Annotated in this window: 22 protein-coding genes; 11 read left to right on the top strand and 11 right to left on the bottom strand. The window is 56.8% G+C overall.

The genetic code is table 11. From position 1 onward, the window contains the following. Nucleotides 1-16: 16 nt before the first annotated feature. The 8 genes from tssH to AC07YV_RS24455 form a co-directional block, all read right to left on the bottom strand. Nucleotides 17-2,620 (bottom strand): type VI secretion system ATPase TssH, encoded by a 2,604-nt coding sequence (tssH, locus tag AC07YV_RS24490; protein WP_102701750.1) that lies wholly within the window; start codon nt 2,618-2,620, stop codon nt 17-19. Next, nucleotides 2,617-3,687, bottom strand: a complete 1,071-nt coding sequence (gene tssG, locus AC07YV_RS24485) for a type VI secretion system baseplate subunit TssG (RefSeq protein WP_102701751.1) — start codon at nt 3,685-3,687, stop codon at nt 2,617-2,619. Before tssG ends, tssH begins: the two co-directional genes overlap by 4 nt. Continuing rightward, entirely contained in the window at nt 3,651-5,483 is a 1,833-nt protein-coding gene (tssF, locus tag AC07YV_RS24480) for a type VI secretion system baseplate subunit TssF (RefSeq protein ID WP_102701752.1), read from the bottom strand. Before tssF ends, tssG begins: the two co-directional genes overlap by 37 nt. Then, the gene (tssE, locus tag AC07YV_RS24475) at nt 5,483-5,965 is read right to left on the bottom strand and encodes a type VI secretion system baseplate subunit TssE (protein WP_102701753.1); all 483 of its coding nucleotides are present in this window, start codon (nt 5,963-5,965) and stop codon (nt 5,483-5,485) included. The genes tssF and tssE overlap by 1 nt, the downstream gene beginning before the upstream one ends. A 25-nt stretch (nt 5,966-5,990) precedes the next feature. Beyond that, complete coding sequence (tssC, locus tag AC07YV_RS24470) at nt 5,991-7,493, bottom strand: type VI secretion system contractile sheath large subunit (protein ID WP_007978737.1); 1,503 nt, start codon at nt 7,491-7,493, stop codon at nt 5,991-5,993. A 10-nt stretch (nt 7,494-7,503) separates the two neighbouring features. Then, the gene (tssB, locus tag AC07YV_RS24465) at nt 7,504-8,037 is read right to left on the bottom strand and encodes a type VI secretion system contractile sheath small subunit (protein ID WP_007978739.1); all 534 of its coding nucleotides are present in this window, start codon (nt 8,035-8,037) and stop codon (nt 7,504-7,506) included. A 68-nt stretch (nt 8,038-8,105) separates the two neighbouring features. After that, a complete protein-coding gene (locus tag AC07YV_RS24460) occupies nt 8,106-8,858 on the bottom strand; it encodes a hypothetical protein (protein WP_102701767.1) in 753 nt (250 codons plus the stop codon). 517 nt (nt 8,859-9,375) lie between these two features. Beyond that, the gene (locus AC07YV_RS24455) at nt 9,376-9,693 is read right to left on the bottom strand and encodes a hypothetical protein (protein ID WP_102701754.1); all 318 of its coding nucleotides are present in this window, start codon (nt 9,691-9,693) and stop codon (nt 9,376-9,378) included. Between the two features lie 552 nt (nt 9,694-10,245). On the opposite strand from AC07YV_RS24455, the gene AC07YV_RS24450 reads away from it, so the two are divergent. From AC07YV_RS24450 to AC07YV_RS24400, 11 genes are all read left to right on the top strand, one after another. Further along, nucleotides 10,246-11,256, top strand: a complete 1,011-nt coding sequence (locus tag AC07YV_RS24450) for a prefoldin domain-containing protein (RefSeq protein WP_102701755.1) — start codon at nt 10,246-10,248, stop codon at nt 11,254-11,256. Between the two features lie 9 nt (nt 11,257-11,265). Then, nucleotides 11,266-11,988: a hypothetical protein gene (locus tag AC07YV_RS24445; RefSeq protein WP_102701756.1), complete on the top strand. Its 723-nt coding sequence runs from the start codon at nt 11,266-11,268 to the stop codon at nt 11,986-11,988. 30 nt (nt 11,989-12,018) lie between these two features. Further along, nucleotides 12,019-12,744: a hypothetical protein gene (locus AC07YV_RS24440; protein WP_102701757.1), complete on the top strand. Its 726-nt coding sequence runs from the start codon at nt 12,019-12,021 to the stop codon at nt 12,742-12,744. A gap of 53 nt (nt 12,745-12,797) precedes the next feature. Continuing rightward, nucleotides 12,798-14,651, top strand: coding sequence for a type VI secretion system Vgr family protein (locus AC07YV_RS24435; protein WP_173900850.1), 1,854 nt, complete (start codon nt 12,798-12,800; stop codon nt 14,649-14,651). A gap of 12 nt (nt 14,652-14,663) precedes the next feature. Beyond that, the gene (locus tag AC07YV_RS24430) at nt 14,664-15,245 is read left to right on the top strand and encodes a DcrB-related protein (protein ID WP_102701758.1); all 582 of its coding nucleotides are present in this window, start codon (nt 14,664-14,666) and stop codon (nt 15,243-15,245) included. Between the two features lie 36 nt (nt 15,246-15,281). Beyond that, entirely contained in the window at nt 15,282-15,749 is a 468-nt protein-coding gene (locus AC07YV_RS24425; protein ID WP_102701759.1) for a DcrB-related protein, read from the top strand. A 5-nt stretch (nt 15,750-15,754) separates the two neighbouring features. Then, complete coding sequence (locus tag AC07YV_RS24420) at nt 15,755-19,954, top strand: RHS repeat-associated core domain-containing protein (RefSeq protein WP_102701760.1); 4,200 nt, start codon at nt 15,755-15,757, stop codon at nt 19,952-19,954. Nucleotides 19,955-19,957: 3 nt separating this feature from the next. Further along, a complete protein-coding gene (locus AC07YV_RS24415; RefSeq protein WP_102701761.1) occupies nt 19,958-20,497 on the top strand; it encodes a hypothetical protein in 540 nt (179 codons plus the stop codon). Nucleotides 20,498-20,586: 89 nt separating this feature from the next. Further along, nucleotides 20,587-21,567 carry a YiiG family protein gene (locus tag AC07YV_RS24410; protein WP_102701762.1) on the top strand — a complete coding sequence of 327 codons (981 nt, stop codon included), beginning with the start codon at nt 20,587-20,589 and terminating at the stop codon, nt 21,565-21,567. A gap of 108 nt (nt 21,568-21,675) precedes the next feature. Next, complete coding sequence (locus AC07YV_RS24405) at nt 21,676-22,563, top strand: hypothetical protein (protein WP_102701763.1); 888 nt, start codon at nt 21,676-21,678, stop codon at nt 22,561-22,563. 415 nt (nt 22,564-22,978) lie between these two features. After that, on the top strand, nt 22,979-23,488 hold the full coding sequence (locus tag AC07YV_RS24400; protein WP_173900851.1) for a hypothetical protein: 510 nt from the start codon (nt 22,979-22,981) through the stop codon (nt 23,486-23,488). 123 nt (nt 23,489-23,611) lie between these two features. Here AC07YV_RS24400 and AC07YV_RS24395 read toward each other — a convergent pair whose 3' ends face one another. The 3 genes from AC07YV_RS24395 to AC07YV_RS24385 all read right to left on the bottom strand — a co-directional run bounded on the left by AC07YV_RS24395 (nt 23,612) and on the right by AC07YV_RS24385 (nt 25,593). Continuing rightward, nucleotides 23,612-24,202: a helix-turn-helix domain-containing protein gene (locus AC07YV_RS24395; protein ID WP_162130295.1), complete on the bottom strand. Its 591-nt coding sequence runs from the start codon at nt 24,200-24,202 to the stop codon at nt 23,612-23,614. Nucleotides 24,203-24,255: 53 nt separating this feature from the next. After that, nucleotides 24,256-24,417, bottom strand: a complete 162-nt coding sequence (locus AC07YV_RS24390; protein WP_173900852.1) for a hypothetical protein — start codon at nt 24,415-24,417, stop codon at nt 24,256-24,258. Nucleotides 24,418-25,035: 618 nt separating this feature from the next. Beyond that, complete coding sequence (locus AC07YV_RS24385; RefSeq protein ID WP_102701766.1) at nt 25,036-25,593, bottom strand: phage infection protein; 558 nt, start codon at nt 25,591-25,593, stop codon at nt 25,036-25,038. Nucleotides 25,594-25,791 lie beyond the last annotated feature (198 nt).

Raw genomic sequence — 25,791 nt, 5'->3', positions numbered from 1 at the left:
ACCTGTTAATGCCCGATCAGTTCAGGCGATAGGCGAAATCGCCGTCGCTGCCCAACTCGATGTTCAAACTCTGAATCGGTTTGTCCTGCGCCATGCGCTCCAGCACCCGTTGGGCCAGTTCCGGCATCAGGGTCTGGGACAAAATGTTGTCGATGTTGCGGGCACCGCTGTCGACCTCGGTGCAGCGCGAGGCAATCGCCTTGACCAGTGCTTCGTCATAGCTCAACTGCGCTTGATGATTGCGCTCGAAGCGCTGGCGGATGCGCGCAAGCTTGAGCGCGACGATGCGCTCGAGAATCGCGTCCTTGACCGGGTAGTAGGGGACGATGGTCAAGCGGCCGAGGAAGGCGGGCTTGAACACCTGGTTCAACTCGTCACGCAGCCCTTCGACGATGTCCTGCGGCGTCGGTTGCGGCTGAGCATTGAGGCACCACTGCATGATGCGGTCGGTGCCGGTGTTGGACGTGAGGATGATCACGGTATTGCGGAAGTTGATCTCGCGACCTTCGCCGTCATCCAGCACGCCTTTGTCGAACACCTGGAAAAACAGCTCGAGCACGTCCGGGTGGGCTTTCTCCACTTCATCGAGCAGCACCACGCTGTAAGGCTTGCGCCGCACGGCTTCGGTCAGCACGCCGCCCTCGCCATAGCCGACATAGCCCGGTGGCGAACCCTTGAGGCTGGAGACGGTGTGGGCTTCCTGGTACTCGGACATGTTGATGGTGATGACGTTGCGCTCGCCGCCGTACAGGGTGTCGGCCAGCGCCAGTGCGGTTTCGGTCTTGCCGACGCCGCTCGGGCCGAGCAGCAGGAACACGCCGATCGGTTTGTTCGGGTCTTCCATGCGCGCGCGGGAAATCTTGATGCGCTTGCCGATTTCGTGCAGTGCGTGGTCCTGGCCGAGCACCCGCTCGCCCAGCAACGCCGGCAGGCGCTGCACGGTTTCGATTTCGTCGCGCAGCATCTTGCCCAAGGGAATGCCGGTCCAGCCGGAAATCACTTCGCCGATGGTCCCGCCATCCACCAGGGCATGCACCAGCGGTTGCTCACCCTGGACGCTGGCCAGTTCGGCGCGTACCGCGGCAATCTCCTGGGCATCCGGTGTCTGATTCTCCGGGTGGCTGAGGGCACCGAGTTTTTCCACCAGTTGCAGTTCGCGTTGCCATTGTTGTTCGAGGGCGTCGCGGGTCTGCTGTGCGCTTTGCAGTTCGGTATTGAGGGCAGTCAGGCGTCGAGCGTGGTCGCTGCCTTTGGCGGCTTCCTGCTGCAGTACCGCGATTTCCGCCTGCAGGTTGTCGATCTGGCGTTTGCAGTCTTCCAGCGGCCCCGGCTGCGCCGATTGACCGAGGGCCACCCGGGCACAGGCGGTGTCCAGCACGCTGACGGCCTTGTCCGGCAACTGGCGGCCGGTGATGTAGCGATTGGACAGGCGCACCGCCTGCACCAGCGCTTCGTCCATCACCGTGACCTTGTGATGCTCCTGCATCTTGGCCAGCAGGCCACGCAGCATGTGGATTGCCTTGTCTTCGTCCGGTTCTTCGACCTTCACCACCTGGAAGCGCCGCGCCAGTGCGGCATCTTTCTCGAAGTACTTCTTGTACTCGGCCCAGGTGGTCGCGGCGATGGTGCGCAGTTCGCCCCGGGCCAGGGCTGGCTTGAGCAGGTTGGCGGCATCGTTCTGCCCGGCCTGGCCACCCGAACCGATCAGGGTGTGCGCTTCGTCGATGAACAGAATGATCGGGTGCAGGCTGCGCTTGGTTTCTTCGATCACCGACTTGAGACGGTTTTCGAATTCGCCCTTCACGCCGGCACCGGCCTGCAACAGACCCAGGTCCAGGGTGTGGATGGCGACACCCTTGAGCACCGACGGCACGTCGCCCTGGATGATGCGCAGGGCCAGGCCTTCGACCACGGCGGTTTTGCCGACGCCGGCCTCACCGGTGAGGATCGGGTTGTTCTGGCGGCGGCGGGTGAGGATGTCGACCATCTGCCGCACCTCGAACTCCCGGCCCAGCACCGGGTCGATCCGGCCTTCGCGAGCGCTTTGCGTGAGGTTGATGGTGTATTGATCGAGGGCCGGAGTCTTGCCGTTGCCTTTTACCGTGCCGGCGCTGGCGACGTCGGACGTGCCCAGCGGTTTGGCCTGTTTCGACTCGGCGCTGCTGTCCACCAGTGCGCCGAGGTTGACGCGCAAGTCGTCGGCGTTGATTTTCTCAAGCTCGGCGGCGCTGGCGACCACCACGCGGCGCAGTTCGTCGTCATCGAGCAAGGCTTGCAACAGATGACCGGTGCGGATCTGCGCCTGGCCGAACTCGATGGACGCCAGGACCCACGCCTGTTCGATCATGCGGGTCAGGTGTGGCGACAGCGCCGGCGTGCGCGTATTGCCTTTCTTGAACGTCCCCAGTGCCGTCACCAGCTGCGCCTGCAAGCGTTCGGGCACCACGTCGTAATGACGCAGGATGGCCGGCAGGTCGTTGTCGTGGCTGTCGAGCAACTGCAACAACAGGTGCTCGATTTCGACATCGTAATGGTGTTCCGACAGGCACAAGGCCGCGGCGCTTTCAGTGGCGGCGCGGCTGGTGTCGTTGAGCTTGGCAAACAGGGACTTCAGGTTCACAGGGAGACCCCATCAAAAGGAATGTGGAAGAGGGCACAACGGGATGGCTCGACGTCGGAGGCCGGTCGCTTGAGCCAGCCGAGCCAGCCCAGCGAAACGTTGCCTTGGCGCCCCAGGCGCGCAACGGGCACGGCCTGGGGTTTGAGCCTGGGCGCCAACTGGAAGTCGAGTTCGGCACCGACATAGAAACGCACCAGTTCCACCAGTTTCCGGTAGTCCTCGGTGCCTGGCTGGAAGCGTTGATAGTCGGCCAGCTCCAGTGGACCCATCTCGATGCGCAGGCACGACTGGTAGTCCCAGACCCGGTTGCCGGCGACGGCGCTTTGCCCGAGCACGGCGTTCTTGCGCCCCAGTTGCGTGCACTGGCTGGCGTCGAGTTTCAGCCAGCGACCGGCAAAGGGCTTGACCTTGAACGGCAGCGAAAAATAAAAAGACAGCATCGCTTCCAGGTTCAGGGCGTTGCGCGGTTTCTGGGCGAACAGGCCGGAGAAATAGCTGAACAGTTCGCGGCGCAGGGGCGAGCCTTGGCGGTCGAATTTCTGCTTCTGCGCCTCGGGGCCGAAACCCACCAGGTTGAGCAGGTAGCGATCGAAGTCCGAAGTACCGTTGCGTTCGTACTCGATGTAGAACTTGTACTTTTGCCAGGCCTCGTAGAACAGCGTGGTCATGCGGTGCGAAAAGATGTCGAGGAAGGCATGGGCCGCGTCATCGCGGTACTGGATGTGCCGCTCGATCAACAGCTCGGTGTACGGGCGCGGCAACACACCCGAGGGCCCGACCAGGCCCATGAAGGTGACTTGCATCTCGGACAGCGGCAGGCCGGCCACGGACACCTTGCCTTCACGCTCGAACTGCAGATCGCTGACTTCACTGGCCGGGAAGTTGAGCGACAGCTGCGAGCGAAAACGCAGAGGATCTTCGTGCGGTCGGGTTTCCAGGTCCATGCGCCCGGTTCTGCTGTAATGCAGGCGAAGCAGGCGCACCAATTGGAAAAACTCGAATCGGTGCGGCTCAGCCCTTGCCTGGTCGATCAGACCAGGGGTTGATCGCCGGTTCGCGGTGGCCATTGGACGACTCTCTTTTCGCGCTGCAAGGTGCGAAGGGTTAATTGGGTAAAACTGTTCATGGTGCAGTACTGACCAAAGAAGTGATCGAGCACCATGCCGAACAGGAACACACCGCTGCCGGTGTATTGGCTTTCATCGAAATTGAGGGTGATGCCGACGCCGCGCACGAAGTTCGGCCGCGGGTGGCCGATGCGCGCCACCACCGGCTCGCTGCTCACCGAGACGATGCCGTTGATCTGTTTGCGCAGTGCCGACAGGTTGCGGTAGTTGTAGAGCGACAACAGCTCCAGCAGCACTTCGCGACCACGGGACACCAGCGACATATGGTTCAGCGACAGGTGTGAAATGAGCCGCCAGATCACGCCGTTGCCCAGCGGCACGCGAGCGGTGGCGGTGGGCTTGCGCAGGCAACGGATGTTCTTGATCACCGAGTTGCCCGGGATAGTGAAATCGCCGCGCTCGCCACCGAAAGGCAACATCAGCGGCAGGTCGCGGTTGCTGCAGGTCAGGCGGATGCTCAACGTATCGTTGTTGGCCTCCATCAGCCCCAGTTCTCGATCGACCACCCGGATAAACACGTTCGAGCCATCGCGCTGGCCGGTCTGTACGGCTCGACGTCGGGCAATCCAGAAGCTCTGGCCCGGGCCCTGATCGCCACGAGGCTCGAAAAATGGATGGCAAGTGCCCACCTGATCGATGCTGCCCACTTTGCGCACACGTCGTACGCGGTCGATGGACACCACTTCGGCCGAGCTTTGCAGGCGCACATCCGGGGTCACCGCGTACTCGTGCTGGGCGTGGGTCAACTTGATCGGCTCGGCCTGCTGGCGGAACAGGTTGATGATCGGCGTGCAGTTGAGCTTGAAGTTGTTGCGCCCGATGTTCTGCGTCAGGCGCGCCAGGCGGTCGCTCAGGTCGTAGTCGGAGAAGTAGAAATTGACCTCGACTTTCTCGACCTCCTTGCCCGCCAGAATCCGTGCAAAGCCCGACAGGTCGAAGAACATGAACTTGTCGGGGAAGGTGAAGTACTCGTGGAGCAAGCGGTAACCGAGGAACGAACGCTCGGAGTAATCCACCAGGCCTTCGTCCAGGCCATAGCCGACGGTTTTCAGCGCGTTGGCCGGCAAGGCGACTTCGCGGGTGCGGCCCTGATCTTCGAAGGTCAGCGTGGCCTTGGCCAGGTTGTTGAACAGCAGTTCGTACAGTTGCAGCATCAACGTGCTTTCGCCGTCGAGGAAGAACCGCAGGCGGTCCAGTTCCAGCTTGCCGAACATCATGTCGCCGGTCGCCACCAGGCCGATGCGCAAGCGCGCGACCAGGTCAGCGCTGTGGCCGTTGAACGCCGAACGCTCCATCTCGATGAACGATGCCTGTTGCACCGCCACCGGCCACAGTTCGACCGGGTAGCAGGTGCGGAATTTACACACCACGCCATCGATCGGGTTGGCACTGATTTCGGTATGCCGGGGCACACGGAAGGCTTCGGTGACTTTTTCCTGCTTGCCCAGGTTGAACTCGACGATCGACATCGACGGGGTAGGGCGCAGGTAGTGCGGGTACAGCACTTCGAGAAACGACTCGACGATTTCCGGCAGTTCGTCGTCGAGTTTTTTGTGTACCCGTGCAGACAGGAACGAGAAGGCTTCGATCAAGCGCTCGGTATGCGGGTCTTCGCAGTTATCGCCCTCGATGAGCAACCGCGAAGCGATTTTCGGATACTGGCTCGCAAACTCCTGGCCCAAAAAGCGCAGGTGCGACAGTTCCTTTTCGTAATAGGGCAGCAGATCGTCGAGCATCAGTTGAGGTTCTGCACTTTGTATTCCTGGGTGTTGACCTGCAGCACCGCGTCGAAGGACACCTGACGGGTGACGTCCTGCAGGCGCAGGACCGCGTCCACGCGAAAGGTCAGCATGCGTTGGCCGGTCTGTTGGGCAAGCAGTTGGACTTTGACGCTGCGAAAGCGCCGGTCGCCGACCGAGATCGCCTTCTCCAGTTGCCGCTGGATCAACAGGCGATCCTTGGGGTCAAGCACGCTGCGACTGGTGAAATCCGGCATGCCGTAGTCGAGGATGGTGCCGCCCAGATTGACGAAACCTTCCAGCTCGTTGGCGACCAGGGACTGGCGGGTGTTGACCAGGATCTCCAGGTCGCGAACGATACTGGCCTTGTAATCGGCCAGCGAACACAAGCGCTGCGATGACGCTTCGATGGACTGATGCGGACGATCGTCCAGCAACCGGTCCAGCAGTGATGGCAACAGCTTGTGTTGACTACTCATATTGCCTCCCTGGCAATGTGCATGATCAGCCGCGGGTCGATTGCGGCAATTCAGCCACCAGGCGCAACGAAGCGGTGAGCTCGTCCAGTTGGTAGTGCGGGCGCAGGTAGGTCACGGCCTTGTACACCCCCGGCTTGCCCGGCACTTCGAACACCTCGGCGCGGGCTTCGCGCAACGGGAACTTGGCCTTGGCTTCCTGGCTCGCGGTGTCGTCCAGCAACACGTAGCTCGACAGCCACTTGTTGAGGAACAGCTCGACGTCCTTGCGCGAGGCGAAGCTGCCGATCTTGTCGCGCATGATCGCCTTCATGTAGTGGGCGATGCGCGAGGTGGCGAAGATGTACTGCAACTGCGCGGAAAGCCGGGCGTTGGCGTTGGCGATGTCGGTGTTGTACTGCTTCTGCTTCTGCGCCGACTGGGTGCCGAAGAACGCGGCGTAGTCCGTGCCCTTGCAGTGCACCAGCGGAATGAAGCCGAGGTCCGACAGCTCTTTTTCACGGCGGTCGGTGATGGCGATCTCGGTCGGGCACTTGAGGGCGATTTCACCGTCATCGGTCTTGAACGTGTGGGTCGGCAGGCCTTCCACCAGGCCGCCACCCTCGACGCCACGAATCGCCACGCACCAGCCGTAACGGGAAAACGCATCGGTGACCCGGGTGCCCAGCGCGTAGGCGGCGTTCATCCACAGGTACTTGTTGTGGTCGCGTCCGTCGACGCTTTCGACAAAGTTGAATTCCTCGACCGGCGTGGTATCCGGGCCGTAAGGCAGGCGACCGAGCACGTGGGGCAGGGTCAGGCCGACATAACGCGAGTCTTCGGAGGCGCGGAACGACTTCCACTTGGCGTATTCGACAGTGTCGAAAATCTTCGCCAGATCCCGTGGGCCGGACATGTCGGTGAACGAATCCCAGCCAAACAGCTCAGGCGAAGCCGCCGAAATGAACGGCGCATGGGCGGCCGCGGCGACGTGGGAAATCTCTTCGAGCAGGTACATGTCTTCCGGGCTGCGGTTGAACTCGTAGTCACCCAGCAGCATGCCGAACGGTGCACCGCCGAAGGTGCCGTATTCTTCTTCGTAGATCTTCTTGAACAGCGCGCTCTGGTCGAATTCGGAAGCGGCCTTGAGGTCGCGCACCAGGTCTTTCTTCGACGCGTTGAGCAAGTGGATCTTCAGCGTGGTGCTGGTCTCGGTCTGGTCCACCTGATACTTCAGGCCGCGCCAGGAGGCTTCCAGCTGCTGGAACTCACTGGCGTGCATGATTTCGTTCATCTGCTCGGAGAGCATCGCGTCGATCTCGGCGATGCGCGCATCGAGCACGGCGATCAGGTCCTTGCTCGGCGTCATTTCGCCTTCCAGGATCTGGTTGACCAGTTCGCCGATCAGGTCGCGGGTACGGGTGCGCTCAGTCTCGGAACGGGCCACGCGGCTTTCGGAAATGATGCTGTCGAGCAACGAGGATTGCGCGGTGAAGCTGTCCACTTCAACCAGCGTGCTGTCCTGTTGAGTCACGGTTTGCTTGTCGTTCATCGTCAGGCTCCTACGCTTTGCCGTCGGTGGCCGGAACGGCGGCTTCACGGCCGAATTCCTTGCCCAGGGTTTTCAACTTCTCGGTGTTCTGCAACACGTCCATCAGCAGCTCTTCGAGCTTGTCGTTGCCGCCCATCTTGTTGCGCAGGTCCGCCAGCTTGTTGCGCACTTCCAGCAGCTTGCGCAGCGGCTCGACCTGCTTGACCACGTTCTGCGGTTCGAAGTCTTCGAGGGCGTTGAAGTTGAGCTCGACGCCCAGCTGCGTGCCGTTTTTCGCCAGGGTGTTGTCGACGCGGTAGGTCAGGCGCGGCTTGATGCCCTTGAGCACGCCGTTGAAGTTGTCGCGGTCGATGAAAATGAACTTGCGGTCCTTGAGCTTCGGCAGCGGCTCCAGCGGGTTGCCGGAGAAATCGCCCAGCACACCGACGACAAAGGGCAGCTCTTTCTTTTCCTGAGCGTCACCGATATCCACGTCGTAGGTGATATGGACCCGAGGCGCGCGGACGCGGTCGAGTTTGTGCTGGGTACTTTCCTTCTTCGCCATCGTGATCTCCTGTGCGAACAATTCGCTGCAAGTCGTTTGCGTGTCGGTTCAATGGGTGGCCGAGCGCGTTACATTCCTTCGATCGTCAGCAGCAGGCGCTGACGGATTTCATCGTTCATTTCCATGATGTTGGCGTGCCCCACCAGCTCTTCGAAGCTGGTGTTGCCGGCGATCTGGGTGCTGCTGCGGATCACGGCCTCCTCGGGCAACTGCGAGCGAACCGGCGAGCTGATGACGCAGAAGGGCAGGTCGCCGAATTCCTTCAGGCGTTCGAAACTGACGGGGAAACGCAGGCCTTCGAGCAGGCGGCTGATGCCGGGCGACTTGCTCAGGCAGTAGAACAGCACCAGGTAATGCACCACGAAGCGGTACAGCTCGGCGCTGCTGCGATTGGGGTCTTTGATGACGGTGCGAAAACGGGCCAGGTCGAACGAACTGAAGCCCACCACCCAGCGCACGGGGCTGGTGATACGAATGGATTGACCGCTTTGGGACAGCACCTTGTCGTACTCCAGCGCAAACAATTGCGGGGTGGTACTGAGCAGGTTGAGGGGCACTTCGAGTTCATTGACCAGCTGGAACGGAGCGGCCGAGCCGATGCGGTCGAAGAGCTCCTTGAGTTCCTTGAAATGGTGCTGGGTCTCGCGCCCGCTGCTGCGTTGCGCGCCTTGCAGGTATTCACCGAAAAACGCTTGCGGACGAATCAGCAAAGCCAGGGTCGCCAGATAATCCGAGGCCTGCGCCTTGAGCGCATCGGAAATGGCCCGGGTCTGGCTTCGCAGCTGGATCAATGCTTCAACATCAAAAAACGTCTGAGTCATCGGTACATCGTCCTTGAGCACTTCGCACCTTCCTGGAATAAAACCGGAGAGCATGTCGAGTGACTTGATTCACAAGTGGACATCCGTCCACGAGAAGTGACTGCTGGTGTTCGTCATCAAAAAATCACACTGCCGGAAACAATCGGAAGTGTGATGCTGGCATATAGATATCGAGTTGCCAGTAACGTCGTGTATGGCAACACGTCGTATCGAAAAGTTCATTCGGGGGGCAGATTTTTTCTCGTTTTTGTTACATGTCGCAATGATGCCTTAGTGCCACTATTTGCGGGATGTGTCTGTCAGACAGTTCCGAAAGCCAGTCAATTCAATGGTTTCAGAGGCGTGGTGGATCCAATTTTTAATTGAAAATAATTTGTAAAAGGTGAACCGGTTCACCCAGTTCCGGATTGATTGGCGATTTCAGAACTATTGCAGTGCAAGTGTCATATTAATCGGGAGGGGATGATGGCATTGGCGCGTGGCGGGAATACGGCAGGCGTTCTTTTCGCGGATTTTGTCAGGCTGTTCCGGACGGCGGAGCCATTCGGGCTTTCAGTCGGAGTAGCGTCGGGGATTCTCCGCCAGTCAGTTCGATTTTAAACTCCGCAAAAGCCAGCTCAAGTTCTGCGTATTGCTGCAAGCCGTGTTCAGTGAACAAGTAGCGTCCAGGGATATCTCGCCACTCCAAAGGCGTGCGGATTTGACCTCGTTCAGCCCGGTCCATCAGGGGCGATAGCTCTAGATCCAGTTGGGTTACAGCAGGGTCCTTTGCCTTCAATGCATCGATGGCGGACCGTAGCTTCAGGGTTTTTTCTTTCAGTTTTTCGATATCCATGGGGACGGACTTTTCTGTGCTTGATTACTGGCCACAATGATGTCTGCTTGCCACTACTTGTGGGATGTGTCTGTCAGGTAGTTCTGAAATCCAGCCAATTCAATGGTTTCGGCGAGGTGGTGGATCACATATTTAATCAAAATCTATGTGAAGCCGGTTCAATATTGGACGCGGATAAGCGATTCGGAGGCGATGAATGATGTGCCAGCATTTCGACATATGATTTCCTGAGCAAAAAATACCGGCTTGACACTTGGTGTTGCATAGGTGTTTCCTTTCGCACGTACTCGGGTGACGATTAAAAAATGTGACGCAGTTCTATTTTTGTTGAATTCCTTCGGCACTTTTTCAGCAGGGTGGTTGTCGCACCCACGGGTCATTTTCCGCCGTTTGTGATTCAGGAAGACAATCGCAACAGCGTTTTTTTTTCGTGATGGTTGATGGGGCAATGCTCTTTGAACGGAGTATGGCCCAAGAAAGATTGGTCAGTTATTGCACGGAGCAGGTTTTGCCGAAGATCTTTTCGGGAAGGCGGTAACAGGAGAAAGGAACATGGACGAAAGGTTTTTACCCTGCACAGTGGCGAACCCCCGTGGAACGCGTCAACAAGCCGGATTGATCGGTGGCGGCAATCTTTCATTTCCCAGCGAGATCGCCTCTCGGTCTTTCCCTGCGCCGCAAGATTTTGCCGGTTACTACGCGACGAGCGATTACAACGCGGCGATGTTTCTTGCCCATGAACTGGCTTCGCCCGAATTGGACATGTCGCCGAGTGAAGCGCAAGAGTCCTTACAGTTACTGCGTTCGTTAATCAGGAATTTGTCTTCGGCGAAGGACGTCTCCCTCGAAGCGCTGAAAGAATTACAGAAAACCGCAGAGGCCATCCCGGAGGTAGGCTCCTTGTTGTTTTCTCCAGCCAACTTGCCTGGCACGTTGGTCAGTGCAGGCACCAGCGTAGCTGCATTTTCAAAGTCGAAGTCGGTTGTAGACTTGCTGGATCTCTCCGCGGCCGACAAGAAAAAACTGATCAAGTGGGCCAATAGTCGGGGCACAGCGAACTCGACCTCGGCTAAGAAAGCCTTCAAAGGCAGGATAAAACTGATTCGGGTTGCAGGGCAGTTGCACTTCGAGGTGCCGATTACTGCTCAGGCACAAAGTTACAAGGTGCTCGGTCGGGTTGGAGGGCAAGTTGCTCATCTTCCGGCATATGGAACCAGGGGGGCGCTTAATCAGCGGGCCATGGTTCATGCAAACGGAGCGACAGGCGGACTCAAGTTCATGACGGGTAATGTGGTGGGGTTTGCGTTAGCCGTTGGGCCGCAGGCTTATCTGGATTATACAAGTTCAACGTCGATGGGTGAGTTTTATAGGAAGTCTACTGAAAGTCAGCCTACTAACGTTGCCGCGTTTGCGGGGGGGATGATTTTTACAGCTATTGCTGGTGCGCTCGGAGCGCCGCTGGTTATAGTTTTAGCAGTTGGTTGGGTAGGTGGTACTGCCGTTCAAGCGTATATGGGGAGCAGTGGGGCTGATAAAGAAATTGCGGACTACCTAAAAAAATGAGAGTGTTAGATGTTTAATCCAGATGCATATATGATAAAAAAACTTCCGTGGCTCATGTTTTTTGCGGTGGCATTTGCGGGGGGGTTCAAGGTGTCTGGATTTCCCTATTACTGGTATCTATATATATCGATTGTTTTTTTTATGCTGAACGCTACTTTGTATTTGGCTTATCGGTGTGAGCGATATACAAGCTTCGTATTGATAATGCTTTGCGCTGGTTTGTATTCGTTTATTTATCTGTTGTCCAGTTTAAGTTACTTGCTTTCGAAGAAGGATTTAGGGCTTGGTGTGGTCGGTGCGGTCATGGCTGGGGTAGGGCCTATGCTAATAGTGGTTGCATTGTTTTTTCTGATTTATTTTACGAAGTCTTCATTCTTTCCTTTTGAGATTGATGGTGGGAAAGTCGCTGCTCGTGAGTTCAAGGCAAAGGATTTTGGATTCCTTGGTGGGGTGCTTGTAGGAGTCTCCACTTTGATTGGTAGTCTGTTTGTTAAATCTGTAGGCTCGTTTAGTGGAGGGGCGGTTTCTATTTTATTAGGGACTTGTATGTGCGTATATTTGTTAATACGTCTCCGTCACATAATTCGCGGTATCCGTACTCTTCGCCTGCAAGAGCGTGGCATGCCTATCCCCTACACCTTCATGAGAATTGATGAGATTCGTGAAGCCCGTAACCGGTGGTGGATGGGTAGATTGTTGAAATGGTTAGGCTCCCTGCGCTCTTCGGCTTGATGTGGGCGGGCGGTTTTGAGTGAAATTTTCATGATTGACGCGAATAATATAAAAAAACATATCTTTTTAATGTTTTTTATGGCTGCTTTTTTTGGTGTTTTTGGGCCCTTGACCTTGGAGTGTTCTTGGTGGTGGTATTTGTTTCTTGTAGTTGTTGTTTTTTGTTTTAGTCTATATTTGATTTATTATTGTGAGAGGTTTGTTGTATTTTTTGCGGCCATATTGTCAACTGCGATATTTACCTTTCCTTATATTTCCAGTAGTTTGGCGTACTTGATTGCTTCAGAATCCTTTGGCAAGGGAGATCCTAGGTCTGTAGTCAGTGGGACAGCACCGATCACTATCGTGTTTCTGATGTTTTTGGTGATTTTTTATAGTAAATCCTCTTTTTTTCCTTTCGAATGCGTAGGTAATAGAGTTACGGCTCGACCTAAAAAAGTTGTGAATTCCAAGAGTTATAATCTCGGATTGATTTCCGGTGTCTCGACACTCACAGGCAGTATGTTTCTGAAATCGGTGGGTGCGCAAACGGGTGGCATGGTTGCGCTAGTCATCTGCGCGGGGTGTTCTGTAATTATTTTGTTTTACTTACGCCACAGCATCCGAGGCCTCCGCACCCTTCATATCCGTGAGCACAAAATGCCCACCCCCTACACCTTCATGCAAATCGACGAAATACGCGAAGCCCGCAGCCGCTGGTGGCTGGGCCGGTTGTTTAAATGGATGGGTTCCCTGCGCCAGTCGACAGGTTCCTGACGACCAGAACGTTAATGCGGTGGTTGCCCGAACATTGATTCCAGGAGTTACACATGACAATGGACCTTTCATCCCTGTTTACTGCGCAGAACCGGCGCCTGTTCAAACTGACCATGCCGCTCAAAAGCGGCCAGGAGCTCTTGCTTGAGTCTTTCGTCGGACACGAAGGCCTGTCGATGGAGTTCGGTTTCCAGTTGGATTTGTTGTCCGATGATGCCAGCGTAAAACTCAAGAGTGCCATGGGGCAGTCGGCGACGATCGAGATCGAACTGGCTACGGGCGCAAGTCGTTACATCAACGGGCATGTATTGCGTTTCGGCAGCAATGGCAGTGATGGCGGGATGTGTCGTTATTCGGCGCTGATCGGCTCTTGGCTCAGTTTGCTTGAACAGCGCTTTGACTCGCAGATTTTCCAGGACCAAACGGTCGAACAAGTGATTACCAAAGTGTTCAGTCGTTATGAAGGGCTGGCCAAGTTCGAATTTCGCATCAACCGTACGCTCAAACCCCATAGTTACATCACTCAGTATCGGGAAAGTGATCGGCATTTCGTGATGCGCCTGCTGGAGCACGAAGGGCTGTTCTTTTACTTCGAGCACACTGCCGATAGTCACACGTTGATCATCATGGATGATTCAACCCAGTTGCCTGCGCTGCCTGAGCAGCCTCAAGTACGTTTTCATACGGCATCCGTTACTGAAACAGCGGACTCGATCACCCACTGGAATGCAGAGAGGGAGTTGCAGTCGAGCAAGATAGCGGTTCAGACCTTCGATTACCGCCAGCCTCAAAACCGCCTTCCAGTGATCATGAACAGCCTGAATCAGCAGGGTGATGTACCGGCCTACGAGATTTACGATTTCATGGGCCAGTACACCCATGGAACCTACGACGATGGCGAAGTGCTGGTGCGTAATCGCATCGAGGCACTGGAACTCAAAGGCAAGGCGTTTGCCGGTGCGAGCAACTGCCGGGCGATGCGCCCGGGCTACACGTTCGAACTCACTCAGCATTACGAGCACGATAATGGCTCAGTCGAAGATCGACAGTTTTTGCTGATGAGCATTCAGCACCGGGGCAGTAATAATTACCTGTCCGGCGGGCAGGCGGGTTATGCCAATGAGTTTTTTTGCGTACGCAAGAAAATCAAGTTCCGACCGCAACTCGACACTCTGACGCCAACGATTTCCGGCCCGCAAACCGCCATTGTTGTCGGCCCACCTGGCGAGGAGATCTACACCGATGAACTGGGCCGGGTGAAAGTACAGTTTCATTGGGATCGTTACGGCGAGTTCAACGACAAGAGCTCCTGCTGGGTTCGTGTCGCGCAGTCCGGAGCCAGTGGCGGTTTTGGTAGTGTCTTGATCCCTCGCGTTGGCGACGAGGTGGTTGTGGCTTTCCTTGATGGTGATCCAGACCGCCCGCTGGTCATGGGTAGCCTCTACAACAGCCAGAACACCCCGCCCTGGTCGCTGCCGGCGAACAAGACCCAGAGTGGTTTTTTGACCCGGTCGATGAAAGGTGACGGCGGCACGGCGAACTTCTTCCGCTTCGAAGACAAGGCCGGTGCCGAGCAGATCATCATGCATGCCGAGCGCAACATGGACACCGAGATCGAGGTCGATGAAGTCCATACCGTCGGCAGCAATCGCACGATCAAGGTCGGTGGCACGCACACCGAAACGATCAAGAAAGACACGGTGATGAATGTCCAGGAAGGCTCGCTGACGATTCAGGTCGACAACCAGTTCATTCAGGTCAGTGCCAATCAGCACATCATTCTTCAGGTGGGGGACAGCAGCATCACCCTCACACCGGACGGCATCGAGATCAAAGGCAAGGCGATCACCACGACGAGTACCGGCACGACCCAGATCACCGGTTCCGAGGTCAGGGTCAATGACTGAGGTAGCGGCGCCATGACCAGAGTCAGTCTCTACGATCGCATCTCCGAAAAGCGCATTGCGCAGGAGGAATTCGAACGCCTTGCCCAGCAGAACGTGCTCCTCGTCCAGCCTGAGCCCGAGCCGGAACCCGAGCCGGTGGTGGCGCTGCAGGATACGCCCAGCAGTTTCACCTTCGCTGGTTTCAACCTGGCATTTCCGACGGGGTTCAACTTCCGCGAGGTCCAGACCACCCTCGAGCACGAAGGCGAGCCGGTCAACCTGACGATCAGTCGTCGTGATGTGCAACAGGGGCAGACCCTGGAGCAGCTTTTCGAGGCCTCGGTGCAGGCGTTTCGCCAGGAGCATCCGGACGTGCGCATCATCCGCCAGCGCGATGTCAGTGTGGCCGGCAGTGCGGCAAAGGCCGTGGATCTGCATTTCAAGTCCGGTCATGCCGATCGTCACGCGCGCCTTGTCGGTGCCCTGGTGCCTGTCGCCGGGCGTGACGATGGGCAATGGCTGAGCATTGCTTGCGAGATTGATCCGGCCCGGCCCGTGCTCAGTCTGTGGCTGGTTGATTTTGACGGCATGCTCGACGGCCTTGCCGTGCGCTGAACGCCTAATTTTTTTGATTCAAGGAAGTTACCCAAAATGGATTATGAGTTGCAGGAAGGCAGCATCGCGTTGCCGCAAGGTTTTCAGGACCGCACGGTAAACATGTTTGTGTTGGGGGCGAGTATTCCAGCGCCGTTGAGCATCACCATTTCCCGGGACACATTGCTGCCCGGCGAGGTGCTCAAAGCCTACGTCGAGCGTCAGATCAAGATGCTCGCGTCCAAGCTGCGTGGCTATACGCTGCTGGGCAAGAAGGCCGTTGCATTGTCGACCACGGCGCCGATCGAGGGCGTGCAGATCGATGCGTATTACATAACCGATGGCCGACCTTTCTATCAGCGCCAGGCGGCCTTTCTGATCGAGCCTGGACGCGCGATCATTTTTTCCACCACAGCCCAGGCTGACTTCAGCAGCGAGCAGAATCAGAACTGGATAGACCTGCTGGCGAGCTTTCAGCCTCGCCAACCTGGCGGCCCCAAGACCGACTCCAGCGCACAGGAGTAACGGCCATGTTCGAAGCCGCAAGGTTTGGCGATGAACTGTCGCACACCAGCGCCCTGGGCGGGTTTCTCATCGGCGCGGCGCTCGGTATTGCGCTGGTTGCCACGGTGGCGATCGCGACGTTCACCTGTGGGTTTGGCGTGGCCTTGTTGGCGGGTTTGGCCGCAGGCGTCGGAGGTAGCCTGCTCACCGCGGCCGGGGAGAAGATAGGCAGTATGTTTTCTTCACCCGCGGGGACGATCGTCACCGCGTCGCCCAACGTGTTCATCAACAGTCGCAAGGCTGCCCACGTCGAAAAAAGCACGGGGGCCTGCGACAAGCATCCCGGTCCGGTAAAGGTCGCCGAAGGTTCGACCAACGTCTTCATCAACGGCACGGCCGCCGCCCGCAAGGGCGACAAGATGACCTGCGGCGCGACACTCTCCAGCGGCTCGGACAATGTCTTCATCGGTGGCGGAACCCATCGCTACCTGCCGGTGGACGACGAGATTCCCGGTTGGCTGCGGACCACGGTCGACATCCTCATGGCGGTCGCCGGTGCAGCGGGCGGTATCGCTCAATTGATCAAGGCCGGGACCCAGGCCGGCATGAAAGCCATCATGCCCTGCGCACTGAAATTCACCGCCGGGTTCGTCGCCGGTGAGGTTGCCTCGCGTTACGTCGTGGGACCGGCCATCGAGCGCGCGGTGGGTGGCCTGATCGGCAACCCCGTTGACGCCACCACCGGCCGCAAGGTCATTACCGACGAAACCGACTTCAGCCTGCCGGGCCTGATGCCGATCCAATGGTCCCGTTTCTATGCCAGCGACCTGAGCGTCGACAGCGTGCTCGGCAAGGGCTGGGTCTTGCCCTGGGAGCAAAGCCTACGTCGCAGTGGCACCTTCGTGTACCTCACCGACAATCAGGGGCGCAGCGTTCCGTTCGTGGACGTGCAGCCGGGGGAGCGCATCTACAATCCCCATGAACAGGTGTATCTGGTCTGCACCGAGGGCGGTCATTATCTGCTGCAAACCCTCGACAACAGCTTTTTCTACTTCGGCGAAGTCGCGGACGACAATGTCCCGGTACCGCTGCAACGCATCGAAAACGCCCTGGGCCACTTCCTGCACTTCACCCGCACTGCCGAGGGCACGCTCACCGACATCAGCGCCACCGGGGGCGTGCGGGTGCACCTGCATTACGACAACCCGCTGGGCCGCCTGACCGACGTCAGGCGCGTGGTCGACAACGAGGCCGTTGAAACCCTGGTGCAGTACCGTTACGACGACAGCGGCCAGCTCGCTGAAGTGATCAACCGCAACGGCGATTCGCTGCGTCGTTTCAGCTACATCGACGGCATGATGGCCAGCCACAGCAACGCCCTGGGCTTGACCTGCAACTACCGTTGGGAACCCATCGAAGGCCAGCAACGGGTAGTGGAACACTGGACCAGCGATGGCGAACGTTTCCAGTTCCGCTACGACATCAAGGGCCGCATCACCCGGGTCACCGACGTGCTCGGGCGCGAAGCCGAACTTCACTACAACGCCGATCATCGCGTCATCGCCAGCCGCGATTTCGGGGGCGAGCACTACGTCATCGACATCGATGACACGGGCAACATGACCGGCCTGACGCTGCCTGACGGCAACAGGATCACGCTCAAGTACGACGAGTACGCACGCCTGCTCGAGGAGACCGACCCGCTCGGGCGTTCGATCAAATACCGCTATCACCACCTGACCCCGCTGGTCACGCAGGTGGACTACCCCGACGGCAGCACCTGGCAAGCCCGCTACGACGACAAGGGCAACCTCATCGCCGAAGTCGACGCCCTCGGGCACACCACCGAATACCTCAACGGCGACGACGGCCTGCCACACACCATCATCGACGCGACCCACAAGTCCAAATACCTGTGGTGGAACACCCTGGCCCAGGTCGAGCGCTTCCAGGATTGCTCAGGTAAAAACACCACATACCGCTTCGACGAGCGCCAGCACCTGGTCGCCGTCACCGACGCGCTGGGCCAGACCACCACGCTGGAGCGCAAGCCCGACGGCGAAGTGCTGCGCATCCATCACCCGGACGGCAGCGCCGAGTCGTTCACCTACAACGCCCTCGGCCAGGTACTGACGCACACCGACGGCAAAGGCCAGACCACGCGCCTGCTACGCACCGCCCGTGGCCTGCCGAGCAGCCGCCAGGACGCCAAGGGTCAGCGCATTCGCTACGAGTACGACCCGGCGATTCGCCTGACGGCGCTGATCAACGAAAACAACGCGGCGTACCAGTTCGCCTACGATGCGTCCGATCGGCTGGTCGAAGAAAAACGCATCGACAACCTGACCCGGCGCTTCAGCTACAACCTCGGCGGACATCTGACCCAGGTCGACGAAACCGGCTACGGCGAACGCGGCGAACGGCCACAGCGTCGCACCGAATTCGAGCGCGACAGCATCGGCCGGCTGCTGGCCAAGCTCAATGCCGATGCCCGTCAGGATTACGCGTACGACGACGCTGATCGCCTGCTGTCGATCCAGCGCCTGCCGACCGCGCAGGGCAAGCAACTCGGCGCCAGCGAAGAAACCCTCGAATTCTCCTACGACCTGCTCGGCCGCCTGATCCAGGAGACCACAGCGCAAGGCGCCTTGTCCTACGAGTACGACCCACTGAGCAACCTCACCACGCTGACGTTGCCCACCGGCCAACACCTCAATCACCTGTACTACGGCAGCGGCCACCTGCACCAACTCAACCTCGACGGCCAACTGATCAGCGACATCGAGCGCGACGACCTGCACCGCGAAGTCCTGCGCACCCAGGGCACCCTCACCAGTTGCTTCGGCTACGACGCGATGGGCCGCAAGAGCTGGCAGTTCGCCTCGCGCCTGCCGGCGGAAAAACTCTCGCGCCTCCACAACCCCGGCATCCAGCCCGACCTGCTGGTCGAGCACGCCTACAACCCGATCCACCGCCGTCACCAGTACGACCCGGCCGGCGAACTGACCCGCACCCTCGACAAACTGCGCGGCGAGATCAAGTACGAGTACGAAGCCAACGGCCAGTTGCACAGCCGCGACACCGGCCAGCTGATCGACAGCGAAGAATTCCGCTACGACGCCGCGGCGAACCGGCTGAACTTCAACACCAGCCAGTTCGACCACGTCAAAGACAACCGCCTCAAGCGCTGGCGGGATCAGGAGTATGCCTACGATGCATGGGGCAACCTGATTGAGAAACGCAGCGGGATGAACCGGCTGCAGACGTTTGTTTATGACTGTGAGAATCGGCTGGTGCGGGCTGAGACGTTGGTCAACGGCAAATTGGAGAGTACCGGTTCGTATCGGTACGACAGTTTGGGGCGGCGGATTGCCAAGGTTTCAGAGGTCAAGGGTCGGACCGAGCAGAAGCGTTTCCTGTGGCAAGGCTTGCGGATGCTGCGGGAGGAAAGTCCGGGGCGGAGCAGTCTGTATCTCTATGAGCCGGGGAGTTATGCGCCGTTGGCGCGTGTCGACCAGGAGGAGGGTGGGGAGCAGCAGCTTTACTACTTCCATACCGACCAGATTGGTACGCCGCTGGAGATGACTGACGCGGACGGGAGCATAGTCTGGCAGGCGACGTACAAGGCTTGGGGTTCGGTTGAGAAGCTGACGGTCAATGAAGTCGAGCAGAACCTGCGGTTTCAGGGACAGTATTTCGACGACGAGACGGGGCTGCACTACAACACGTTTCGGTATTACGATCCGGAGGTGGGGCGGTTTGTTACGCAGGATCCGATTGGGTTAGATGGGGGATATAACTTATATAAATATGCGCCCGGTCCTACTGGATGGATCGATCCACTGGGGCTTTGCTCCAAGGCGCTAAGTAACAATATGACAAAAGGTGGAACACCCCGCCCCGCAAACTCAGCTGCACATCATATCGTTGGTGATACCGCTAAGCTTGCAGCTCCTGCGAGAGCGGTCCTGGCAAAGCATGATATTCATGTGGATGATGCGGTCAATGGAGTGTTTTTGCCTAATCGTAATAACATTGACTCGAGTGTGCCGGGGATCTTGCATAATGGTAAGCATCCAAATTCTTATTTTGAGAATGTTAACCAGCTTATAATTAGTGCGGATAAGGCTGGTGGTAAGCCGATGGTTTTGAAGACGATTGATAGAATTCGTAATACATTGCTTACGAGTCCGCGCGATGCGCAGTGGTCTGGATTATTTGGGTGATTTATGAAGATTTATTCAATAACACAAGATGATAAATACAAAACATTGATCGATGCGGATCAGGTGGAAAGTCTGCAGGAATTCGCTACAAAGCTGGCATATGGTGAAGTGATTTTAGAGTCTGAGAGACAGGCTTTTTGTGTCGTCTATAATAGTGATGATAAAAATAAGCTGGCACTTTCTGATTTTTTTACTTTTTTCAGGCCGATCTTGGTTGTCTCGGAAAAAGCATATGATGCGCTTGATTTTTTGCAGACTTTTCCTAGGGTTAAGCTGCTCGGGCCACGTGCAGGGGATGTCGCAATATTCATTGCCGAGCTTCTATCAAATGCATTTGATATTGATCAATCCGATTATGATAGGGGGGAGGGTGGTTACGTCGTTTATAAGGCGGTGTTAAAAATTCCAGAGAGTTACACGGGAGAAATTTTCCGCATTCCTGAAAATCCGCAAGTGCTATATGTCAGTCAAGTGTTCAAGGACGCTGTAGAGTCACTAGGCCTAAGAGGGCTCGCTTTTAAGGAAGTTGCTCGGAGTTATTGAAGGGACTGTGAGGTGTGCAGAGGTTGTATTGAAATGGTGGTTTTTGTTTCGGAAGTAGATGTGTTTTTGTATGGACAGGGAGAAGTAGCATGTATTCAAGGAATATGCTGACAGGGATGTTGATGTTGGTAGGGGTTTTTCTGAGCGGATGTGACAAGTCCGACAACACCCAAGGCGTTACGACCCACAATCAGGAGCATTTGGAGGAGAGGAACTCAAGTCAGGCAGAGATAGAAAAATACAATATTTATGTCGAGGCCGCGAACAGGGGCGGGGATTTCGTCACCACACTGGAGAAGCGTAGGGCCGAATATTCGGAAACGCTGGCGTCAGAAAAGAAACTGACGAGTTACTACATGTTCAGCGGTTATGATATCAGTATTTTGCAAGATAACCTTAACAAAGCATTGGAACTCTCTTACCCGATGCCAGAACTGGATGAACCTGCGAAAGGCATGCTTGTAGCGCTCGCAAAATTGCAACCTATCCACGCAGAACTCGCCAATTATGCCAATTCCAAGGGATACCTGGCCGATGACGGAAAAAAAGCCAGGGAAATGGAGCCATTGCTGGATGCAGCCTTGGAAGCCGTTGCCGTTGAGCAGGCGAAGTTTTATGCCGGTATTAACAAGCTCGACGAAATAAATACCCAGACAGCCTTTGATAGCGCCGAGAAAGACAGCCTGGGTTATTACCGTGCAGGCATCGTGCTTTACGCCAAGCAATCCGTTCGATTGTCTGGCGATTTTTTCCAGTCATCTGGTGCGCAGGAAGCTACCAAACATTTTGAAGACAGCCTGAGTAAGACCGCCCAAATGATCGAAGGTTGGGACAAGAAGGGCAAGGCCCAGACACCAGCTCTCAAATGCAGTGTCTTGCTCAGTGATTTGAACCGTTTTGTCGGTAAAGGGCGTGAAGCGATCAACACGGCGAGAAGCGGTGGCTACAAGCCTGATGAGCAACGACAAATGATGTGGAAAATGAATAATCCCATCGAGCGAGATGCCAAGACTTTTGGGCAATCCTTTGACTCTGTGATCAATGGGCTGAACCGTACAACCTGTATCTGAAGGTTTGCAATGGAGTCGACAGTGTTCTCAGGCAACGTCTCTTAATGAAAGATAGTCGTCTGGATTACGTTGTTTTTTACAATCAACCACTAGGGAAGTAACCATCTCATGCAGCAATCACCCACACCCGCTTCAACGGTGACAGGTCAACTGATCTCCACCTTCCGTCACGGCAAAGGCTTTCTGGTCTTCTTGCTGTTGCTCGCAATCGTCCTGTTCTGTATGGCGGGATTTGTGTTGTACCTGGGTACCATACTGCCGGTGGCCAGCTCCGGGGCGAACACCAGTCGTGGTTCCAACCCGCAGTTGTTGATCTATTCAGTCAGTGGCCTGTTGGTCGTCATTTCGGCGGTCTTGTTCGCGCTTTATCCGTGGCAGAAGAAGTTGCGCGGAACCCATTATGAGGTTTACGAGCACGGCATTGTTGCTGTCAGTGGAAAGCAGCAACAATATACGGCGTTTGCTGAAATAGAAGACCTTTACCTGTTCAGTTCAGGGCAAACCGTATTCACTGGCCTGATCACCAACCTGGCGTATCGGCGTAACGAAACTGAGCCGTTTCATCGCGTCATCGAGTCGTTGAAAGGCTTTCAGGAATTCCAGCAACTGGTGCGTGAGTTGCATGTTCGCGAGTGTCTGCCGGTTGTGATGAACAAACTTGAGTCTAACGGCGCAGTGACCTTCAAGTATGTGCCGACCGGGCAGGTCTGGCGTAAGCGAGTCTCGGGGGACTTCCTGAATGTCGTCACTCAAACAATTATTGTGACACGCGAGTTTCTGGAAGTTGACGGACGTAAAGTCCCGGTGTCGACCCTTGCTTCAGTCAATTTGAACGCCTGGAGTGAGAAGGTCACTCTGAAAGACGAGGCGGGGAATCAGGTTCTATCAACGGTGTGCACCGGCATCATGAGCCATGACCTGTTCCTCACGACGCTGGATGTGCTGCTGGATGCTCAACGGGCAAGCAGCGGTGAGACTGTCGAGAGCCTGGCCTGAGAATCTCAGGGCACCATCAGGCTGAGCAATACAAAAAACCGGCTGATCAGGCCGGTTTTTGTGGAGCGGTGGTAGAGCTTCTGACAATCCGTGAAGTCGCGTTTTTGCCTGCGACTCAAGCATTAACCTGGAGAGAAAGATTGTCACTCCGGTTAGAACGATTATTTCTTTCCGCTATTTATATAGATGCAATCTACATATCCATAACCGATTAATCCGCGTCATGGTTTTTACCTTGTCCGTGATCGAATCCGATTGTTCGTCATTGCAGAAACAATCGTCCTGTCTGCCTCGTTAAGCCTGCCCCGACATCGACTTTGGCTGTTCGATCGCCAGCTTGTTGCGCTCGGTCGATTCCCTAGAATCGGCCTCCATCAGCTTCGCCCAACTATCCAGTCCTTCAGGGAGCAACACCATGATGAATGCCATGCAGATGCAAATGCCGATGAACGCCACCATGCCAATGATGCCGATGATGGGCATGCCGATGATGATGGCGACCATGTCCTGCGACATGATGGACGACGGGATGATGTGCAAGATGATGCCGGCCGCTGGCATGGACATGGCCATGTTCAAGAACAGCGCTGAAATGATGCAGATGATGATGAACTGCGGCATGCCGATGATGATGCACTGCGGCAACATGAGCATGATGTGCATGTCCCGGGCGAGCATGGCCATGCCGATGATGAACATGATGATGCCAATGCCGATGATGGGTATGCCGATGCCGTCGATGAAGTGCGTGATGGAATGCACCATGATGGCTGACGGCATGATGTGCAAAATCATGCCGATGGCCGGCATGAACATGGACATGATGAAAAACTGCTGCGCGCTGATGATGAAAATGATGAACGACTGCGGCATGCCGATGATGATGAGCTGCAATGGCATGCCGTTGATGTGCTGCACCTGCTAAATCCTGCAACGTACCTGTAGGAGCGAGCCTGCTCGCGATGGGCCCGAGGCTGACGCGTTTTTTCAGGAAGCCCGCGTTATCGTTGACGTCCATCGCGAGCAGGCTCGCTCCTACAAGGTCGTTTTAGTCCAGGCGTTCCGGGTAGGTCACTACAAGATAAGCCACCGCTTCACTGTCGGCGGGGTTGCGATAGCGGTGGGGCTGGTCGGCATAAAACAGGATCGAGTCCCCCGTGGATAGCAGGTAACGCTCGTCGTTGACGCTGATTTCCAGCACACCCTGCGCCACCACCAGGTTTTCCTGGACGCCTGGGCCATGGCCCTGTGAATGGTCCTCTCCCAACGGGCTCAGGCGCAGTTCGTAGAATTCCGATTGGCGCGCCACGTCAAAGGGGAACAGGGCGCGGCTGACAAAAGCGCCGTTGGCACTGACCAGGCGTTTGCTCTGGCTCGCCGACAGCACGGCCACGCCTTCGAAGGCCCGATGCTCCAGAAACGCAGCCACCGATACCTTCAAGCCTTTGGCGATTTTGCACAGCACCTTGATGGACGGCACACTGCGCCCCGATTCGATTTGCGCCAGCATGGCACGGCTCACGCCGCACTGTCGGGCCAGGGCATCGAGGGACAGATGGCGCTTGCCCCGCAGACGCAGCAGGTTTTGTGCTACCCGTTCGCAGATCGGGTCTTCTTCAGGGGCATCCGGATTGTTCAGGTCCAGCACAGGTTCGTCCGCGCTAATCAGAAAGCGCGAGGGTTCGTGCGCGTTCACGCCTGACGTGTCTCGGTAGACCGAGACGCCTGAACCCACTGGAATGCCTGAAGTCCGGCGTTGCGTGCGTACATCTCCCACATGGCCCGTGCCCGTTGCTGAGCTTGTTTGCGTTTGCGGTAGCTGGCGAAGTCGATGAGGTTGTCAGTCGGATTCATGGGGCACTTCACTGTGGTGATGAATGACGGGATGACTGGAGAGTACGCTTCTACTTTTATAACGATAAATACTTAATTTTTATTTATTAATTCCTTTTTGTTCTTTGTGTGGGCGGTTTCTGGTGTCCGTGAAGTGTCAACGCAATGCCTGTAGGGGCCGGGCTTGCTGGCGATGGACTCTAGTGCGCCGCGTTCATCCAGGTCACCCGCGTTATCGTTGACGACCATCGCTGGCAGGCCAGCTCCTACAGGGGACCGTGCCCACGCTGAAACTGTAGGAGCCAGCCTGCTGGCGATGGACTCCAGTGCGCCGCGTTTATCCAGGTCACACGCATTATCGTTGACGACCATCGCTGGCAGGCCAGCTCCTACAGGGGACCGTGCCCACGCTGAAACTGTAGGAGCCAGCCTGCTGGCGATGGACTCCAGTGCGCCGCGTTTATCCAGGTCACACGCGTTATCGTTGACGACCATCGCTGGCAAGCCAGCTCCCACAAGGGAACGTGCCCACGCAGAAAATGAAGTGACCTCCAAACCAGTGAAAGCCTGCAAACAAACATGAAAAAACCCGGCTGATCAGGCCGGGTTTTTTGTTGGGCGTTGTGGTGCGGCGATTAGTTATGCCGCACGATTCTGGATCAGACGATCCGAGCCACCTTCGGCAACGCGGTTTTGCAGCAGTTTGTCCGAACCGCCTTCAGCAACGCGGTTCTGCGGCAGTTTGTCCGAACCACCTTCAGCAACGCGGTTCTGCAGCAGTTTGTCAGAGCCACCTTCAGCAACGCGGTTCTGCAGCAGTTTGTCAGAGCCACCTTCAGCAACGCGGTTCTGCAGCAGTTTGTCGGAGCCACCTTCAGCAACGCGGTTCTGCAGCAGTTTGTCAGAACCACCTTCAGCAACGCGGTTCTGCAGCAGTTTGTCAGAACCACCTTCAGCAACGCGGTTCTGCAGCAGTTTGTCGGAACCGCCTTCAGCCACGCGGTTCTCCATCAACTTGTCGGAGCCATCGGCGGCGACGCGGTTTTCGATCAGACGATCCGAACCACCTTCAGCCACACGGCTTTCAATCAGACGATCCGAGCCGCCTTCAGCGACCACAGGTTGAGCAGAAGTTGCGGCGAAAGCGTTAACTGCGAAAACCGAGAAAGCGATGCTGAGGAGGGTCTGGCGTTTCATGATCGTGTGCTCCGGGGTGCTTATGGGTTGGTATGGAGCAGATGTTACGCCGTGGATTTTTTATGAGAACTTCATTGAGTTGATGGTGACTATTGATGCAGTCAATGGATGATTCGGTGCCCCCCCTGTGGGAGCGGGCTTGCTCGCGAAGGCGGTGTGTCATTCGATGTTGATGGTGACTGGTACAACGCCTTCGCG

It is taken from the genome of Pseudomonas sp. GW456-E7 (genome assembly GCF_059424105.1).
Note: the sequence above shows the minus strand (reverse complement) of the source record. Positions and strands in the feature narration are given on the sequence as shown.

Excerpts from the sequence above, each read along its gene's own strand:
- tssG (WP_102701751.1), bottom strand. The coding sequence starts at position 3,687 with ATGGCCACCGCGAACCGGCGATCAACCCCTGGTCTGATCGACCAGGCA.
- tssF (WP_102701752.1), bottom strand. The coding sequence starts at position 5,483 with ATGCTCGACGATCTGCTGCCCTATTACGAAAAGGAACTGTCGCACCTG.
- tssE (WP_102701753.1), bottom strand. The coding sequence starts at position 5,965 with ATGAGTAGTCAACACAAGCTGTTGCCATCACTGCTGGACCGGTTGCTG.
- tssC (WP_007978737.1), bottom strand. The coding sequence starts at position 7,493 with ATGAACGACAAGCAAACCGTGACTCAACAGGACAGCACGCTGGTTGAA.
- tssB (WP_007978739.1), bottom strand. The coding sequence starts at position 8,037 with ATGGCGAAGAAGGAAAGTACCCAGCACAAACTCGACCGCGTCCGCGCG.
- AC07YV_RS24460 (WP_102701767.1), bottom strand. The coding sequence starts at position 8,858 with ATGACTCAGACGTTTTTTGATGTTGAAGCATTGATCCAGCTGCGAAGC.
- AC07YV_RS24455 (WP_102701754.1), bottom strand. The coding sequence starts at position 9,693 with ATGGATATCGAAAAACTGAAAGAAAAAACCCTGAAGCTACGGTCCGCC.
- AC07YV_RS24450 (WP_102701755.1), top strand. The coding sequence starts at position 10,246 with ATGGACGAAAGGTTTTTACCCTGCACAGTGGCGAACCCCCGTGGAACG.
- AC07YV_RS24445 (WP_102701756.1), top strand. The coding sequence starts at position 11,266 with ATGTTTAATCCAGATGCATATATGATAAAAAAACTTCCGTGGCTCATG.
- AC07YV_RS24440 (WP_102701757.1), top strand. The coding sequence starts at position 12,019 with ATGATTGACGCGAATAATATAAAAAAACATATCTTTTTAATGTTTTTT.
- AC07YV_RS24435 (WP_173900850.1), top strand. The coding sequence starts at position 12,798 with ATGACAATGGACCTTTCATCCCTGTTTACTGCGCAGAACCGGCGCCTG.
- AC07YV_RS24430 (WP_102701758.1), top strand. The coding sequence starts at position 14,664 with ATGACCAGAGTCAGTCTCTACGATCGCATCTCCGAAAAGCGCATTGCG.
- AC07YV_RS24425 (WP_102701759.1), top strand. The coding sequence starts at position 15,282 with ATGGATTATGAGTTGCAGGAAGGCAGCATCGCGTTGCCGCAAGGTTTT.
- AC07YV_RS24420 (WP_102701760.1), top strand. The coding sequence starts at position 15,755 with ATGTTCGAAGCCGCAAGGTTTGGCGATGAACTGTCGCACACCAGCGCC.
- AC07YV_RS24415 (WP_102701761.1), top strand. The coding sequence starts at position 19,958 with ATGAAGATTTATTCAATAACACAAGATGATAAATACAAAACATTGATC.
- AC07YV_RS24410 (WP_102701762.1), top strand. The coding sequence starts at position 20,587 with ATGTATTCAAGGAATATGCTGACAGGGATGTTGATGTTGGTAGGGGTT.
- AC07YV_RS24405 (WP_102701763.1), top strand. The coding sequence starts at position 21,676 with ATGCAGCAATCACCCACACCCGCTTCAACGGTGACAGGTCAACTGATC.
- AC07YV_RS24400 (WP_173900851.1), top strand. The coding sequence starts at position 22,979 with ATGATGAATGCCATGCAGATGCAAATGCCGATGAACGCCACCATGCCA.
- AC07YV_RS24390 (WP_173900852.1), bottom strand. The coding sequence starts at position 24,417 with ATGAATCCGACTGACAACCTCATCGACTTCGCCAGCTACCGCAAACGC.
- AC07YV_RS24385 (WP_102701766.1), bottom strand. The coding sequence starts at position 25,593 with ATGAAACGCCAGACCCTCCTCAGCATCGCTTTCTCGGTTTTCGCAGTT.